Source organism: Pseudomonas sp. NFACC45 (genome assembly GCF_900113505.1).
Classification (GTDB): domain Bacteria; phylum Pseudomonadota; class Gammaproteobacteria; order Pseudomonadales; family Pseudomonadaceae; genus Aquipseudomonas; species Aquipseudomonas tehranensis.
Genome location: NZ_FOPO01000009.1, coordinates 245,593 through 261,503, shown reverse-complemented (window position 1 = coordinate 261,503; position 15,911 = coordinate 245,593). Strand labels below are relative to the sequence as shown.

The window sequence follows — 15,911 nt, the reverse complement described above, 5'->3', positions numbered from 1 at the left end:
TTCATTAGGAGTTTCACGATGGAAATGCTGAAGTTTGGTAAATTTGCTGCGCTGGCTCTGGCCATGGCTGTAGCTGTAGGTTGCTCGTCCAAAGGCGGCGACAACGCCGGTGAAGGCGCTGTTGATCCAAACGCTGGTTACGGCGCTAACACTGGTGCAGTTGATGGCTCCCTGAGCGAAGAAGCTGCTCTGCGCGCAATCACCACCTTCTACTTCGAATACGACAGCTCGGACCTGAAGCCAGAAGCCATGCGCGCTCTGGACGTTCACGCCAAAGACCTGAAGTCGAACGGCGCTCGCGTTGTTCTGGAAGGCAACACCGACGAACGTGGTACTCGTGAGTACAACATGGCACTGGGCGAGCGTCGTGCGAAAGCCGTTCAGCGCTACCTGGTACTGCAAGGTGTTTCCCCAGCTCAGCTGGAACTGGTTTCCTACGGCGAAGAGCGTCCAGTTGCTACCGGCAACGACGAGCAGTCCTGGGCTCAAAACCGTCGCGTCGAACTGCGTAAGTAATTCGTCATGCGAACGTGCCGCCGTGCTGTAACTGTTCTGGCTCTCAGCCTCGCGCCGCTTGCGGTGTGGGCTGCGGTTCCCGTGGTCGATAATGATTCCGGCTATAACAATAGCGCAAGCAATTATCCGCCTGCAGGTTACGGTACGAGCGGCGCCTATGCCGGGGGAGGGGTTTCGGCCCCTGTCTCGGCACAGGGCCAGCTGTTCGATCAACTGCAGCAAATGCAAGACCAGATTTCACGCCAGCAAGGCGCGATAGAGGTTCTGCAAAATGAAATTTCGCGCATGAAGCAGGAAAACCTGGAGCGATACCAGGATCTTGATCGGCGCATAGGAACCGGTGTTGCACCTGCCGCGACTCCTGAGAATTCTCCAGCCGGTGGCGACTCAAACGCCCCTGGCGCAGCCGCAGGCGCGGGAGCAGCTGCTCCGGCACCTGCAGCCGGTGGTGAGCCGGCTGATCCGGCGAAGGAAAAGCTCTATTACGATGCTGCCTTCGATCTGATCAAGGCCAAGGATTTCGACAAGGCCAGCCTGGCCTTTGCCGCTTTCCTGCGCAAATACCCCAACAGCCAGTATGCGGGCAACGCCCAATATTGGCTCGGCGAAGTGAACCTGGCCAAGGGCGACCTGCAAGGTGCCGGCGAGGCATTTGCCAAGGTTTCGCAGTTGTATCCCAAGCACGCCAAGGTGCCGGATTCGCTGTACAAGCTCGCTGACGTGGAGCGCCGCCTCGGTCACACCGATAAGGTCAAAGGCATTCTGCAACAGGTGGTGGCCCAGTACCCGGGGACATCCGCCGCCCAATTGGCTCAGCGTGACTTGCAGCGTATGTGAGGCTGTTTGATCCGTTTCGAAGAAACCCGCGCTTGTCGCGGGTTTTTTCGTTAGAATTCACGCCCTTTTTATGAAACACGCTTCTTGGGATCTGCGCGTTGGCGGGGTTGCTGGAAGTGCCTGACGGAGGCGGACAGCCTGTTTAGCTGTTACGCCCGTGGCGACTATGCAAGACACATTGAGAATTACCGAAGTTTTTTACTCGTTGCAGGGTGAAACGCGAACGGCCGGGCTGCCCACAGTATTTGTGCGCCTCACCGGTTGCCCATTGCGTTGCCAATACTGCGACAGTGCCTACGCCTTCAGTGGCGGCACCCTGCGAAGCCTCGACGACATCCTTGAGCAGGTGGCCGGTTTTCGCCCGCGCTACGTCTGCGTTACGGGCGGCGAGCCACTGGCGCAACCCAACGCCATCCCCTTGCTCAAGCGATTGTGCGATGCCGGTTACGAGGTCTCGCTGGAAACCAGCGGCGCCTTGGATATCGCCCCTGTTGATCCGCGAGTCAGCCGCGTCGTCGATCTGAAGACCCCAGGGTCCAAGGAAGCCCATCGCAATCGCTATGAGAACATCGAACTGCTGACGCCCAACGATCAGGTCAAGTTCGTCATCTGTTCGCGGGAAGATTATGACTGGGCCGTGTCCAAACTGATTCAGTACGGGCTCGACCAACGGGCTGGCGAAGTGTTGTTTTCGCCGAGTCATCATGACCTGAACGCCCGGGAGCTGGCGGACTGGGTGGTGGCGGACAATTTGCCGGTGCGCCTGCAATTGCAGCTGCATAAATATCTTTGGAACGACGAGCCGGGGCGCTGATATGACTGAACACTCGAACATTGCAGAAAAACGTGCGGTCATCCTGTTGTCCGGCGGCCTGGATTCCGCGACGGTCGTGGCCATGGCGCGTGCCGAGGGCTACCGCTGCTACACCATGAGTTTCGATTACGGCCAGCGCCACCGCGCTGAACTGCACGCCGCCGAGCGGGTGGCCAGGGACCTGGGCGTCGTCGAACACAAGGTGATCGGACTGAACCTCAACGGCATCGGTGGCTCGGCTTTGACCGACAGCTCCATCGACGTGCCTGAAACTCCCAGCGAAGGTATTCCGGTGACCTATGTGCCGGCACGCAATACCGTGTTCCTGTCCCTGGCCCTGGGCTGGGCTGAGGTGCTGGGCGCCCGTGACATCTTCATCGGCGTCAACGCTGTGGATTATTCCGGCTACCCGGACTGCCGCCCGGAGTTCGTCGAGGCGTTCGAGCGTATGGCCAACCTGGCGACCAAGGCCGGTGTAGAAGGGCAGGGCTTCCGTATTCAGGCGCCACTGCAGAATCTCAGCAAGGCCGACATCGTCCGGGCTGGGGTGAAGCTTGGCGTGGACTACGGGCTCACCGTTTCCTGCTATCAGGCTGATGATCAGGGGCGTGCTTGCGGTAAATGCGACAGCTGCCGCCTGCGTGCGGAAGGCTTCGCAGCGGCGGGTGTGAGCGATCCAACCCCTTATTTTTGATTTATTTCAAATTAGGTGTTGAATAGTCCTTAGAAATCAGTATTATACGCGCCACCACACAGCGGGTCGTTAGCTCAGTTGGTAGAGCAGTTGGCTTTTAACCAATTGGTCGTAGGTTCGAATCCCACACGACCCACCATTTTTTGCAGTTTTAAAAGTCTGGAAGGCCCACGAAAGTGAGGATTTCCGGATTTTTTTTTGCCTGTAGAAAATCGCAGCTCGACCATCGGAACCACCCGATGATCCGAGTGGTTCCCTGGGCTTGTTAAAGCAGGCCGTCCTCGGCGCATACCTTCACGATCTGTTCGCGAAACCAGATGTTGGCGTTGTCCTGGCCGGGTTTCTCGCTCCACATCATTTCCAGCGTAAAGTTCGGTAAGCCCGCTGGCGGTCTGCGCTGGCTGTATTTGCCTTCATCGCAGGTCAGCGCCTGGATACGCCGAGGCAGGGTCAGGATGAAGTCGGTCCCCGGAATCATATTCAGTGCTGCCACGTAGCTGTTGGCCCGGGCGACAATCTGTCGGCTGTAGCCTTGCCGGGCGAGCCAGCCGTCCACCATGTTGGTGTCGGAGGTCCAGGGCGTCGGAAAAACATGCTGGCAGGCGACGAATGCCTCCAGATCAAATTCCTCCCTGGGCAGTGAAAAGTCTTTATCGACCACGCAAACCAGTTCATCTTCCAGTAATACTTGCGAGCGCAATCCCTTCGCGCCGCGATGAAAGTTGGGGCCGAAACAAACAACCAGATCGAATCGACCGTCCATCAATTCATCCACCGGAATGTCTTTGTGGAATTTCGTGATGTTAACGATGACGGGGAAGCGGCTACCAATGAATCGTTTGACTAATTGGGGGAGTATGAGAAGTTCGAAATACTCCGGGGCGCAAATATTGAATGTTATTTCTTTCTGGGTCGGGTCGAATGTTTGAATGCCGGAATGGCATATATTGATGGTTTTGAGAATATTGAGTACGTGGCTGTACATGGCCGTGGCTTTATTTGTTGGCCGCATGCCACTACGGGTATTGATGAACAGTTCATCTTCGAAACTTGTGCGCAGCTTTTTCAAGCAGTAGCTCACGGTTGACTGGCTCACACAAAGGGTCTCGGACACCTCGGTGACGCTGCTTTGCTCGTACACCGCGACAAACACCATCAGGTCCTGCATGTCCAGCTTTCTAAGCAAATTACTATTGAGCATAAGATCCTTCTCGGCGCAATCCATCAGCTAGCGTCCCTTGTTTTTATGACAAAGGGGTTTATTTATATATTAGCGGAAGGCATTTATTTTTTAAATGGCTTGTGGGAATTTTCTTAAATATGCTCGCCTCGCTTTTTATAGAAATCCTGCACAAGGACGGAGGAGGACGATATGCAAATTCGCGTCGCAGAAACTAAGACAGCGTTATGGGTGCAAGCCACTGAAGTAGTGAAAGAGAAATTTCGCCGTTCTTATTCGGCTTCGGTTGAGCCGAATCCACAATACTTTGCGGTCACCCAGGATCCGTCAGACCGTATTCTTGCCTGTGCCGGTATTACATTCGCGGACCACCGCACACTGTTTTCCGAGCAATACCTGGCGCAACCGATAGAAGTGATTTTGTCCCAGCGCCTGGAGAAAACGATCGACCGCTCAAACATTGTCGAGATCGGCAACCTGATCTCCCATCACCTGACGGCCGGCATGATTCTGGTCAACATGATTCCCCTGTTGTCTTGGTGCATGGGTGGGCATTACTTGTTGTGTACGGTGACGCCCCGCGTTCGGCAAATGATGGAAAGTTGCCAGATCGATTTCGAGCCGTTGCTGACAGCAGACCCTGCGCGCCTGGGCGAGGAGGGGGGCAAGAACTGGGGGACTTATTACTCCAAATTGCCGGTCACCGGGTTCATCCGGGTAGACCCGCAGCGCTCGCGTTTCGCGGCCATGACGCTCAACACCTCGTTCACCCAACTGCCTGGCGATTCACTGGCGAGGGCGCAGCCATGAGCGGCGGATTTATCCATCACTTGAAAAGCGCGTTGCAAGACAATCGCCAGGCTGTCTGCGCGGTGGACTGGTCGGCGTCGGGCGGCGAGCCGGTGGCGTTGACCTATGGCGAGCTGGAGCATCGTGCCCTCAATCTGGCCGCCGAACTGCAACGGCGTTTTCCCAGCCCGGCCCATGGCGATCATGTGGTTTTGGGAATTGCCACGCGTAACAGCAGCGACTGGCTGGTGGCCGATCTTGCTTGCCTGTTTGCCGGGATTACCGCGTTACCGTTGCCATTGGCTTTCAGCCAGGCTCAGGCGGAGCATCTGGCCGAGCGTTGCGACGGGTTTGTAGTGGATGCCGCCGGGCAGCGGACACTGGCGCAGCGTTGGAAGTTGAATTTCCCTGAAAGCCGTTTGCGCCACATCAGCGAGCCGGTCATCGAACAGCCTTTGTTGCATACGCCCGACGGTGATGAAGACTGGATCTGCAAAATCATTCACACCTCGGGCACGACCAGTCGGCCGAAGGGCGTCCAGTTGAGTACCCAGGCGGTCGGCGCCGTGCTGGCATCGCTGCGTCAACGTATGCCCGCCGATGCTCATCGCCGTTACCTGTCGCTGGTGCCCTTGAGTTTGCTGCTCGAACAGGTGACTGCCGCCTATCTGCCGTTGCTGGCGGGCGGAACCGTGCATTTCTTGCCACCGAACGAAGCATTGCTCGGCGAGCCTGGGGCTTCGCCACAGCGTCTGGTCGAGTGGATCCTGCAGGTCCAGCCAACGGCCCTGACGGTGCCGCCGGTGATGGTCAATCGCTTCCTGGAACAAATGGACGAGGGAGGCGAGCAGGGCGAGCGACTGGCGCGCTATCTCCAATCGGGTGCGCATATTACCTGCGGCGGTGCAGCGGTCAGCATCGATGTGCTGCGCGGATTGGAAGAACGGGGCATTGCTGTGTACCAAGGCTACGGCCTGTCCGAGAACGCCTCGGTGGTCAGCATGAACACCTTCGAACAGCAGCGTCTGGGCAGCGTGGGCAAACCCTTGCCTCATGTCCAGGTGCGCATCGGCGCCGACCAGACCATTGAGGTCAAGAGCAGCTCACTGTTCAGCGGCTATTCCGGCACAGACCCCAGCGCCTGCTCCATGTCCGCCGATGGCTGGATGGACACCGGAGACCTGGGAATGCTGGACGACGATGGCTACCTCTACGTGCACGGGCGCAAGAAGAACGTGATCTGCCTGCCCAACGGGCGCAACGTCAGCCCCGAACAGGTTGAGCTGGAGTATCGCAAATACCCCGGCGTCAACGATGCGGCGGTGTTTTTCGATGAACGCCACGGCTTGGTGGCGTTGCTGTGTGTCGAGTCGGCCCCCGCGCGCGATGAGCTGGTGGCCTGGTCCGCCCGGCGTTTTTCCGACATCGAAAGACCCAGCCGACTCTGGTTGTTGACCCAGGACGACCCGTTGATCGAGCAGCTTTACACCGTTACTGGCCGGCCAAAACGCGCCGACATCGCCACTGTTTTTTCCACTCTGCAAGGGACTGCATCCAATGACCACACCTGCCTTTCACTTTGAAACCGCGGACATCTCCATCGTCGAGCCGCACCACTTCGCCAGCCTGGGCAAGAGCGAGCTATATGAGCTGCTCGGCCACTACGGGGTCGTGCTGTTTCGTAACTGTATCCACAGCGCCGAAGATTTCAGCGCCTACGTCAAGCAAAACAGTTCGCGGCTGAGCCTGGATCCGGCCCGCGTCATGGTGGGCGGCGCGGCACAGTTGGTGGACGCGGGACATCAGGCGGTTGGCCTGCACTGCGAAAACGGTAACTCACCGTTCTGGCCGGACATGACCTGGTTCTATTGCCAGGAAGCACCACGCAAGGGGTCGCAAACCACGTTGTGTGACGGTGAGAAGGTGTTGGCGAAACTGTCCCCAGCCTGCCGCAGTTTTTTTGAAGAAAACCCTATCCGCTACAGCCGTACCGTTGCGGGGGAAAAGTGGCGTCGCCTGGTTTGCCACTATTCGCCAGCGTTGTCGGACCCGGCGGCCGTCGAAATCGAGGACCTGTGGCAAATCATCGGGGAGGACCCGCAGACGGTCATTTCCTTCAACCCCGCCGACGACTCCATTCACTACGCCTTCAGCACCTCGGCGATCCTCACGTCGGCGTTCAGCCAGCGGCCGGCGTTTGCCAACAGCATTCTGGGACCTTCCTTCAACTACGAAGCTCCGGTGATCGACACCGTGGGCGGGCAGCCGATCCCCGCCGGGTTTCTGCTGGAAATTGCCGAAGTGTCCGCCCAGTACACCTGCCCGGTGGGTTGGCGCGATCACGACGTGGTGATGATCGACAACCGTCGGGTCATGCACGGTCGGGAAACCATCGTCGATGAACGTCGACGCATCTTCAACGCCTTGAGCTATCGCTGAGACTCATCATGAAGAACAACAACAAATACATCATCAGCGGACAGTACGAGACCTACCTCGACGGCGATGGCCGGCAGATTATCGACCTGAGCGGCGGGTTCGGTTTCCAGGTGCCGCCGGTGATCGAGGCGGTCAGCCGCCAAGCGGACATCATGGGCTTATCCAACCGGGTATTGATGTCCGAACCGCTGATTGCTTTGTGCCGACGCCTGGCCGAGCTGCTGCCCGCGCCGCTCGTCAGCTCTTATGTGTGCAGTTCCGGGGATGAGGCGTTCGAGGGCGCATTGAAGTTGTGCAAAGGCCTCAAGCCCAAGGGCAACACCATCGTGTTCATCCAGGGTGGTGATTATGGCGCGTTGACCTATGGACGTTGCCTCAGCGCCGCGCAAGATGATCTGGCCGTACAGAGTTTTCTAGGGTTCAAGCGAGTGGCAATTCGGCAACTGGCTGACCTGGACACGGTGGACTGGAGCGATTGTTTCGCGGTGTGCCACAGCAACACCCGCGTGGATGCCAACGGCCGATTGCAACTGCTCGATGCTGCATTGCTCGAGCAATTGCATGCCCGCGCAGCACAGGCTTGCGCGCCGGTCATCGCGGTCGACACCCACAGTTGCCTCGGTAGCCTGGGTTCGCTGTTCGGTTTTCAGCGTTATCGTCCTGTCCCGGACATTGTCGTGCTTGGGGGGCCACTGGGAGGCAGCGCGGTCCCCATCGGCACCTATACCTGCAGCGAGCGCATGGCTTGGCAGGTCTATGGGCGCAGTAGTCCGGCCAAACACGGCAGCACCACCGCCGGTAATCCGATGGCGTGTGTCGCGGCCCTGGCGGCCCTGGATTACGTGCAGGTCCACGATTCGTCTCGGCATTGTCTGGAGAACGGTCAGCGATTGGCGCAAACCCTGGCGCCATTCGGTGCCGTAGAAGTGGGCGGCTGGGTCAGCCTGCCGCTGGCCGGTGACCTGCAACCGTCCCTGCTGTGCGAAGCGCTTTACCAACAAGGCGTTTATGTCAGCCCACCCCGAGGCCGCGAATTGATCTTGCGCTGCCCGATCACTGCACGCCCCGAACAGATTCAACGTGCCGCCCACCTCATCAAGGAGACGCTAAGCCATGTCCTTACTCAGGCCGCATGAACAACTGCTGGATGATTGCCAGCGGCACTGGAGCGCATCGGCAGCCAAGCTGTATCGCCTGGGCAAGACCAGCGTTGAACAGCAGACCGATGGCATTCATGTTACCGATCACACTGGCAAGCGCTTCATTGACTGCGCGTGCAGCTACGGGGTGTTTATCGTCGGGCATCGCAACCCGACGGTGCGTGAACGGGTACAGACGCAATTGAATCAGCTGGCCTGGGTCCCGGAAGGCCGGCGCCATCCGCTTCAAGACAAGCTGTCCGAGCGGCTTTGCCAATTGGTGCCAGGAGAATGGGGCGACGTGCAATTCATGGTCTCGGGCGCCGAGGCCGTCGAGCAAAGCCTGCGTTATGTGCTGCGGGTCCAGCCCCAGCGACGCAGGATCGTCGTGATGAGCGGCTCTTATCATGGCAAGACTTTGGCGGCGATGAGCATTCTGGGCCAGCAACAGCACCACAGCAGTTATGGCATCGCTTGCCCCGAAGTGACCTGTGTCCCCTATGGCGATTTCGCCGCCCTGCAAAAGGCCGTGGGCGAGGGTGTCTGTGCGGTGTACGTCGAGCCGATTCTGGGTGGCGCTCATCTACAGGTGCCCCCGGTGGGCTACATGGCCAACCTTCGAGCCTTGTGCGACGCCACGGGCACGCTGCTGGTGGCGGATGAAATCCAGACCGGTTTCGGGCGCTGCGGAAAATGGTTCGCCGTGCAGTATGACGACGTGGTGCCTGACATCATGATCCTCTCCAAGGGCCTGACCGGCGGCTACACGTCGTTCGCCTGCGCCCTGTACAGCCGGCGCCTGGCCACCCAGTATCCACTCAGCGAAATCGAGCCCGACAGGCGAACCAATGGCGGGCATCCGCTAGCCTGCGCCTCGGCGCTGGCGGCCATCGATTACATCGAGCAACACAACCTGGTGGAGCTGTCGCGGGTCAACGGTGGGTTGCTGCGCCACGGTCTGCAACGACTGGCCTTGCGTTATCCGCACATCGTCGAGGATGTGCCGGGCGTCGGCCTGATGACGGGGTTGCGCCTGCGTGGTTCGGTCTATGAGGCCTTGATGAGCATGGAGCTGGGCAAGCGTGGCGTCCACGCCGGGCATTCCATGAATGAAAAGGCCGAACGCCCGGTGTTGCGTTTCTATCCGCCGCTGAATATCACGCCCGAAGCCTTGCAGCATGTCCTGGCGATGATCGAGGAGTCCCTGCAAGCCATCGATCGGCGCCCGGCGCTGGCGGTGAAAGCGTTTTCCCTGGTGGTGCGCAACATGTATCTGTTGCCCAACAAGTGGCTGCGCAGCAAGGAGCCGTCATGAACACGTTCAACCCCGATACGCTGACCCTGCGGGAAATGGCCGGTCTGCTGCGACGCGGTGTGCTGACCAGTGTCACGTTGCTGGAGTTTTACCTGCAACGCATCGCTGAGCGTAACCGGCACATCAATGCACTGATCCAGTTGGCGCCAGTCGAGGAACTGCGGCGCCAGGCTCGCGAGGCTGACGAGATGGCGCGCGTTGGCCAAATCAGTGGCCCGCTGCATGGCATTCCCATCACCATCAAGGATGTCCTGCATGTGCGTGGTTTCAAGATGTCCCGCGGGTTGGGGGAGCTGTTGGGCGAACCCAGTGAGCAGGACGCAACGGCCGTTGCCCGGCTTCGACAGGCCGGGGCGATCATCCTGGGCATCAGCAATGTGCCTGAGCTGTGCATGGCCTTCGAAACCGAAAACCTGGTCTACGGCCGGACCCTGAACCCCCACGACCTGCAACGCTCCGCCGGTGGCAGCAGCGGCGGTGAGGCAGCGGCAATCGCTGCCGGGTGTTCGCCGGCCGGGCTGGCGTCCGATGCCTGTGGCAGTGTGCGGATACCGGCGCACTTCAATGGCATCTGCGGCTTGAAACTGACCCAGGGGCGGGTGCCGCTGACCGGCCAGTTTCCCAATGACCGTTCCGGGCTGTTCCACATGACCTCGGCCTTTGGCGTGATGGGCCGCTATGTCGATGACCTGGCGCTGCTCGGCCAATTGATCAGCGGTGCCGACGGGCAGGATCCGGACACCGTCGATGTACCGTTCACCGCCAGCGAGCCGCTGGCCAACCTGCGGGTGGCGCTGTTCTCGGCGCCGAGCCGTCCGCCGGTCAGCGCGGCGGTGAGCCAGGTATTGCAGCACGTCGAACGGTGCCTGGGCCCGGTGGTGGCCGAGGTGAGCACGGTCGCGCCGCCGCTGCTCGATGAGGCCTGTGATGTGCTGTGGCGGGTGTTCATCACCGGCGCTGACGCCGGTCGCGGTTGGCGGCAATTGTTCGAGTCCATGAACAAGCGACGTTTTACCCCGGCCATCGCTCAATTGCTGGACATGAGCGAGGCGGTGGAGTTGACCGTGGATGAAGTCAAACGCGACTGGATCATGATCGATACGTTTCGCTATGAGTTGGCGAAGTTCTTCAAGCAGCACGACCTGTTCATCTGTCCGGTATTTCCGGACGTCGCATTCCGTCACGGAGAGTCCCTGAAGGATCGCGACCAGTATGCCTTCGTGTTCCCGTTCAGCCTCAGCGGTTCCCCGGCAGTAGTGATCCGCGCCGGAACGGACCCGGCTACCGGGATGCCCATCGGCATCCAGATTGTCGGGCCTCATTGGCAGGAAGAACGGTTGTTGGCGGTGGCTGCTTTCCTGGAGCGTGAGCTGGAGCGCTGGCGTCCGGTTACGCCCCGTCCAGCATCGACGTATTGACCGCCCTCAAGCCGTGACGGTTCTGGCGTTACGGCTGCTGACCACCAGTGCCAGCATGCCGATACCCACCAGGACAGCACCGAGGATTTCGATCATCAGCGGTTGCTGCCTGAGCCAGAACCAGTGCAGCACGGTCACGAATAGGGTGCTGAGGTAGACATAGGAAACCACCGTGGACGGCGCGATCACCCCAATGGCCCGGTGCAACAGCCAGAAAGTGGCGAGGGTGCCGAACACGGCCAGGTACATCAGCCAGCCGATGTCCAGCGTCGACAGCTGCAGAGCGCTACGCCAGCCGCCGCTGAACAGGCAAAACACCAGCAGAAACAGCGCCCCGAACAGCATGTTCCAGAACGTCATCGTCACCGGATCGCGGCCTTTCAGCGCGCGGGCCTTGAACCGTTGGCTGAGGGGGGAGTACAGCGCCATCGCCAGGCAACCGGCACCAAAAACCAGCACGGGATAGAGCGCCGGCAATTGTCCCGGCGCCGACCCTTTGAGGGTCAGCAACACCGCGCCGATTGCTGCGGTCGACATCGGCAGCAGGCGGGTCTTGAGGCTTGGGTTGGGCAGCAGGAACACCTCGAACAACAAGGTCATCAACGGCACCAGCGTATACAGCGTCGCGGTGTTGACCGCCGAGGTGTAGCGCAACGCTTCGAACAACGAACCAAAATACGTCGCCAGCAACAGGCCAAGTACGGCATGGGCCAGCAGGCCTCTGCCGGAGACAGGCGTTGTGGTTTTCAGGAGCAGCAGCGGCAGGAACATCAGTGCTGAAAACAGCAGTCGCAACCCGGTGAGCAGGATTGGATCGATTGACTGACTGACCTGCGCCGCAGCAAAAAACGACGCTGCGATCAGTATCGCCCAGATGAGCATGCCCCAGTGAGCGGCTGCGAAACCGACGTTTTTCATCAAGGTTCTATTCCTGCTTTCAAATACCGGAACGTCATGAGGGACACATCGGCCGGCCGGCATGGTGAGTGTGAAAAACAGGGCCGCAGTCAACTGCAGCCCTATGACGCCGCTAGCTGATATGTCGCGCGTAGTGTTTGGGATTGAAGCGCAGGACCATCACGATCATCAGCGCCATGACCGCCGTGAGCGACCACCAGGCCCATTCGAAGCTGCCCAACTGATCGCGGATCATCCCGGCAATCAGCGGCGAGAGCCCGGCGATCAGGTAGCCGATGCCTTGCACGAATGCTGTCAGGCCACCGGCCCGACGCGGGTTGTCCAAGTGATCGAGGGACACGATCAGGCTCATCGGGAACAGGCCGCCAATGCCCAGCCCCAGCAGGCAAGGCCACAACAGGCTGAAGCGGTCCGGGCTGAGGATCAGGCCGCAGAAACCCGCGATGATCAGGGCCAGCAAAACGGCCAGGACCAGGCGCTTATCCTGGCTGCGGTTGGCAATCGCCGGGGTGACGAGGCCGGACAACACTTCCATCGCGGTGAGGAACCCCAGCAGCAGGCCGGCGTGCTGTTCGCTCCAGCCTTTTTCCACGTAATACGGCGCCAGCCACGCCAGCACGCAGGTGTAGGAGGCGGTGCCGAGGCCGAAGAAGATCGCCAGCAACCAGGCCCGCGAGTTGCTGAAAAACGATTCCTGGCGCTGCGCCGGGGCTGCGGGCAAGGGCGTGACGGCCGCGCGCTGGGCGTACCAGCAGCCCAGGGCGATCAGCGCCAGCAGTGCCCAGATCGCCAGGCCGATACGCCAACTGCCGGTCTGCGCCAGGACGAACGGTGAAAACGACGCCGCAATCGCCGCGCCGCCCATGATGGACGTGACGTACAGGCCCATGAACAACGAGACATTGTCGGCGAAGCGCGATTTGATCAGTGCCGGCATCACGGCCTGGATCAGGGCGATACCGATCCCCGCCAGCACCGCGCTGATAATCAGCTCGGCGGCGCTGTCCAGGTACAGGCGCGACGCCGTGGCGATGCCGATGATCAGCAGCGACAGCACAATGGTGCGGTGTTCACCGATGCGCAGGGCAATGCGCATGCCCAAAAACATCGCCAGCCCCATGGCCATGACCGGCAACATGGTCAGTAACGAAGCGGTGCTGAAACTCAGTGGCACCTCGCCGCGAATGGCTGATAACAACGGCCCGACCGCCGCCATAGAGGGGCGCAGGTTCAGTGCCACCAACACCACGCTGACCATCAGCCAGGCGGCGTGGGTGCTTGAAGTTCGAACGTTTTCCATAACAGAGCCTTGCTGGATAAAGCTCCATTTAGGCTGGGATATGCGGGACGGGGCAAACTGAAATCTGGTGGGGGGTATTTAAAAATCAGGTGGTTCACGAACCGGTCTGGTGAGTGAACCTCTGGGGGAGCAAAGCTTGCTCGCGATGGCGGTGGATCAGCTTGCCTCCATATTGGATGTGAAGGCCTCTTCGCGAGCAAGCCCGCTCCCACAGGGCTGCGGGTTGATTGGAAATCCCTGGTAGCCTGTCAGGAGTCCATCTGCGGACTCAACGTCCCGAGCCATGCCACCAACGCCAGTATTGCTACCGCCACGGACAACTCCAGAGCCATGCTGCGCCGCAGGGCATTGACCGCAACGCTGTGCTCCCCGGTCTGCCGAGCCTGTTCCAGCAACGGGCTCAGATGAAAACGGTTCAGCGCGGCGAACACCAGCATCGCCGCGAACAATACGACTTTCAGCGTCAGCAATTGACCATAGGTGCTATCCAGCAGCCCGTCGACGCGAGGACCGACGATGAACAGATAGTTCACCACCCCTGTCACACTGATCACCAGCACAATCACCGCCCCGGCGGTTTCAAACCCGGTCAGGGTTCGCGCCAGGACCGGCAGCCGCTGTTCAGCCTGGCGAAGCAGCAGGGCAAACGCCGCCAGGGCGCCCACCCATCCGCCTGCCGCCCACAGGTGCAGAAAATCGGTGATGAAGTGCCAGTTACGACGCACGCCCTCGTCCATGGCGCCATGCCCGGCCCAGGCCAGTGTCGCAAGGGCCACGGCGCCGCTCAGGGTGATCAGCCACAAGCTGGCGGCTGGTGAGCGGTGGTTCAGGGCCACCGCTATCGCCGCCAGCGACAGCGCCGCGATCCGAACGCTCCAACTCAAACCCACGTCGGTTTCCAACACCATCATTCCAATGTGCGGCAGCAACTCGCTCCAGTCGCTGACGCCGCTCATGGCCCAGGCCATGCACAGCATGGCGGCCACGGACAACAGCACGCCGAACAGCGCCGTGGTCAGTAGAAGTGCCCTGAAATGCAGCACCACGCCCGAGGTCCGCTCTGGGCCGCGCAAGCTATACAGGCCGAAAGCCGCCAGGCCGAACAACAACATCAAATCCAGATACAGGGCTAAGCGCAGAACAATGTTGAGCAGGTCGATGTTGATTGATGTGCCCAAGTCACTTCACCTTGAACGTGACATTGCCAGTGATCGGGTGAGTATCGGACGACACCGCGCGCCACTGGACCTGGTAGGTGCCGGTGGTGAGCGGAGCGTTCGGGGTAATGATCATGGTTTTGGGATCATCGCTGCCGGAGACCTTGGCCTTCATGGGCATCGGCGAGTGCGCCGACATGCCGGGCATCCCGGTCATGACCAGCTTGGCACCGGAGAATTTGCTCATCAGGTTTTCGGAAAAATGCAGTTCGATTTTTGCCGGCGCCGCACCTTCAGCGCCCTCGGCGGGCGTGGAGGAAAGCAGCTTTGGGTGCGCTTGGGCCAAGCCACTGATCAACAGGCCTGTGGACAATGCGACGGTGACTACAGCGGTTCTGATAAAGGACATGCAAGGACTCCTACAGCTCAGGTTTCTAGTTTTTTGGTTGATTGCGATGACAGACACTCTCAGAACCACATGCGCACGCCCAGCACCAGGCGTGCCTCGCTGCGGTCTTCGCCTTCTTCCCGGGCGTAGTCGGCGGTGTTGCCGTAGACGCGGTTCCAGGTGACGCCAATGTACGGAGCGAACTCGCGGCGGATTTCGTAGCGCAGCCGCACACCCACCTCAGTGTCCGACAGCCCGGAGCCGATCCCTCGATCAGGATCGTTCTTGCCGTAGAAGTTGGCTTCGGCGGTGGGTTGCAGGATCAGACGATTGGTCAGCAGGATGTCGTAGTCGCCTTCCAGGCGCATCGCACTCTGACCGCCTTCACCGATGAACGCGGTGGCCTCGGCTTCGAAGTTATACAGCGCCATGCCCTGTACACCGAACGCGGCCCAGGTTTGCGGGGCGCCCGGCTTGAAATCCTGGCGCACGCCGGCGACCACGTCCCACCAGGGGCTGACCGCGTGCCCCCACAGGGCCTGGAGCTCGGCGTGCTCGGTCTTGCCGTTGGTGCGTTCGCCTTCGGAGCGCAGCCACAAGCGATCGATGTCGCCGCCGATCCAGCCCGAGGCGTCCCAGCTCAGGGCGCTGCCATCATCGGCGTCCTGCCATTCAAGTTGGTCGATGAGCAACAATGAGTTGATCGCGCTGTCGTGCACCGCGTGACCGCCATGGTCTTCGTAGACGGCGGCGCGGTCGGCAGCGGTCAGTTCGGGGATCGGCGTGCGGCTGCTGGTCGGGGCCGATTGCATCGGTTCCATACCCTGCATCGGTTCCATACTCTGCATTGAGTCCATGCCTTGCATCTGGCTATGGTCCATCCCCTGCATCTGACTGTGATCCATGCCTTGCATGTCATCGCTCGCGGCCCAGGCCGAGCCAGTGGCGCCGAGGGTGAGGCTGGCAAGAAGTGCCAAGGGGTAGTGAAAAACAGTGGTCATGGTCGG

16 protein-coding genes and 1 tRNA gene are annotated in these 15,911 nt (G+C 60.2%); 11 read left to right on the top strand and 6 right to left on the bottom strand.

The features are described from left to right. Positions 1 to 18: 18 nt before the first annotated feature. From pal to BM132_RS18320, 5 genes are all read left to right on the top strand, one after another. Positions 19 to 516, top strand: a complete 498-nt coding sequence (gene pal, locus BM132_RS18340) for a peptidoglycan-associated lipoprotein Pal (protein ID WP_003205029.1) — start codon at positions 19 to 21, stop codon at positions 514 to 516. A 6-nt stretch (positions 517 to 522) separates the two neighbouring features. Beyond that, on the top strand, positions 523 to 1,353 hold the full coding sequence (gene ybgF / locus BM132_RS18335) for a tol-pal system protein YbgF (RefSeq protein WP_092393291.1): 831 nt from the start codon (positions 523 to 525) through the stop codon (positions 1,351 to 1,353). 166 nt (positions 1,354 to 1,519) lie between these two features. Next, positions 1,520 to 2,167 carry a 7-carboxy-7-deazaguanine synthase QueE gene (gene queE, locus BM132_RS18330; RefSeq protein ID WP_047227061.1) on the top strand — a complete coding sequence of 216 codons (648 nt, stop codon included), beginning with the start codon at positions 1,520 to 1,522 and terminating at the stop codon, positions 2,165 to 2,167. Between the two features lie 19 nt (positions 2,168 to 2,186). Continuing rightward, complete coding sequence (gene queC, locus BM132_RS18325; protein WP_171061329.1) at positions 2,187 to 2,861, top strand: 7-cyano-7-deazaguanine synthase QueC; 675 nt, start codon at positions 2,187 to 2,189, stop codon at positions 2,859 to 2,861. 63 nt (positions 2,862 to 2,924) lie between these two features. Next, positions 2,925 to 3,000 (top strand) — tRNA-Lys (locus BM132_RS18320). Between the two features lie 126 nt (positions 3,001 to 3,126). Here the strand turns inward: BM132_RS18320 and BM132_RS18315 are convergent. After that, positions 3,127 to 4,062, bottom strand: a complete 936-nt coding sequence (locus tag BM132_RS18315) for a LysR family transcriptional regulator (RefSeq protein WP_092457535.1) — start codon at positions 4,060 to 4,062, stop codon at positions 3,127 to 3,129. Positions 4,063 to 4,233: 171 nt separating this feature from the next. Here BM132_RS18315 and BM132_RS18310 point away from each other — a divergent pair, with 171 nt between their 5' ends. The 6 genes from BM132_RS18310 to BM132_RS18285 are packed head-to-tail and all read left to right on the top strand — an operon-like array spanning position 4,234 to position 11,141. Beyond that, positions 4,234 to 4,851, top strand: coding sequence for a thermostable hemolysin (locus BM132_RS18310; protein ID WP_092393285.1), 618 nt, complete (start codon positions 4,234 to 4,236; stop codon positions 4,849 to 4,851). Next, a complete protein-coding gene (locus BM132_RS18305) occupies positions 4,848 to 6,413 on the top strand; it encodes an AMP-binding protein (protein ID WP_092457532.1) in 1,566 nt (521 codons plus the stop codon). The genes BM132_RS18310 and BM132_RS18305 overlap by 4 nt, the downstream gene beginning before the upstream one ends. After that, positions 6,388 to 7,269, top strand: coding sequence for a TauD/TfdA family dioxygenase (locus BM132_RS18300; protein WP_092393279.1), 882 nt, complete (start codon positions 6,388 to 6,390; stop codon positions 7,267 to 7,269). The genes BM132_RS18305 and BM132_RS18300 overlap by 26 nt, the downstream gene beginning before the upstream one ends. Before the next feature lie 8 nt (positions 7,270 to 7,277). Beyond that, positions 7,278 to 8,405 (top strand): aminotransferase class III-fold pyridoxal phosphate-dependent enzyme, encoded by a 1,128-nt coding sequence (locus BM132_RS18295; RefSeq protein WP_092457529.1) that lies wholly within the window; start codon positions 7,278 to 7,280, stop codon positions 8,403 to 8,405. Further along, on the top strand, positions 8,383 to 9,723 hold the full coding sequence (locus tag BM132_RS18290) for an aspartate aminotransferase family protein (RefSeq protein ID WP_092457526.1): 1,341 nt from the start codon (positions 8,383 to 8,385) through the stop codon (positions 9,721 to 9,723). The genes BM132_RS18295 and BM132_RS18290 overlap by 23 nt, the downstream gene beginning before the upstream one ends. Then, positions 9,720 to 11,141 carry an amidase gene (locus BM132_RS18285; protein ID WP_092457523.1) on the top strand — a complete coding sequence of 474 codons (1,422 nt, stop codon included), beginning with the start codon at positions 9,720 to 9,722 and terminating at the stop codon, positions 11,139 to 11,141. The genes BM132_RS18290 and BM132_RS18285 overlap by 4 nt, the downstream gene beginning before the upstream one ends. A gap of 6 nt (positions 11,142 to 11,147) precedes the next feature. Here BM132_RS18285 and BM132_RS18280 read toward each other — a convergent pair whose 3' ends face one another. The 5 genes from BM132_RS18280 to BM132_RS18260 all read right to left on the bottom strand — a co-directional run bounded on the left by BM132_RS18280 (position 11,148) and on the right by BM132_RS18260 (position 15,905). Then, a complete protein-coding gene (locus BM132_RS18280; protein WP_092393267.1) occupies positions 11,148 to 12,059 on the bottom strand; it encodes a DMT family transporter in 912 nt (303 codons plus the stop codon). Positions 12,060 to 12,171: 112 nt separating this feature from the next. Then, on the bottom strand, positions 12,172 to 13,359 hold the full coding sequence (locus BM132_RS18275) for a cyanate transporter (protein WP_092457520.1): 1,188 nt from the start codon (positions 13,357 to 13,359) through the stop codon (positions 12,172 to 12,174). Between the two features lie 248 nt (positions 13,360 to 13,607). Further along, complete coding sequence (copD, locus tag BM132_RS18270; protein ID WP_256244280.1) at positions 13,608 to 14,537, bottom strand: copper homeostasis membrane protein CopD; 930 nt, start codon at positions 14,535 to 14,537, stop codon at positions 13,608 to 13,610. A gap of 1 nt (position 14,538) precedes the next feature. Beyond that, positions 14,539 to 14,925: a copper homeostasis periplasmic binding protein CopC gene (gene copC / locus BM132_RS18265; protein WP_092393261.1), complete on the bottom strand. Its 387-nt coding sequence runs from the start codon at positions 14,923 to 14,925 to the stop codon at positions 14,539 to 14,541. 59 nt (positions 14,926 to 14,984) lie between these two features. Continuing rightward, complete coding sequence (locus tag BM132_RS18260) at positions 14,985 to 15,905, bottom strand: copper resistance protein B (protein WP_092457517.1); 921 nt, start codon at positions 15,903 to 15,905, stop codon at positions 14,985 to 14,987. Between the last annotated feature and the right edge of the window lie 6 nt (positions 15,906 to 15,911).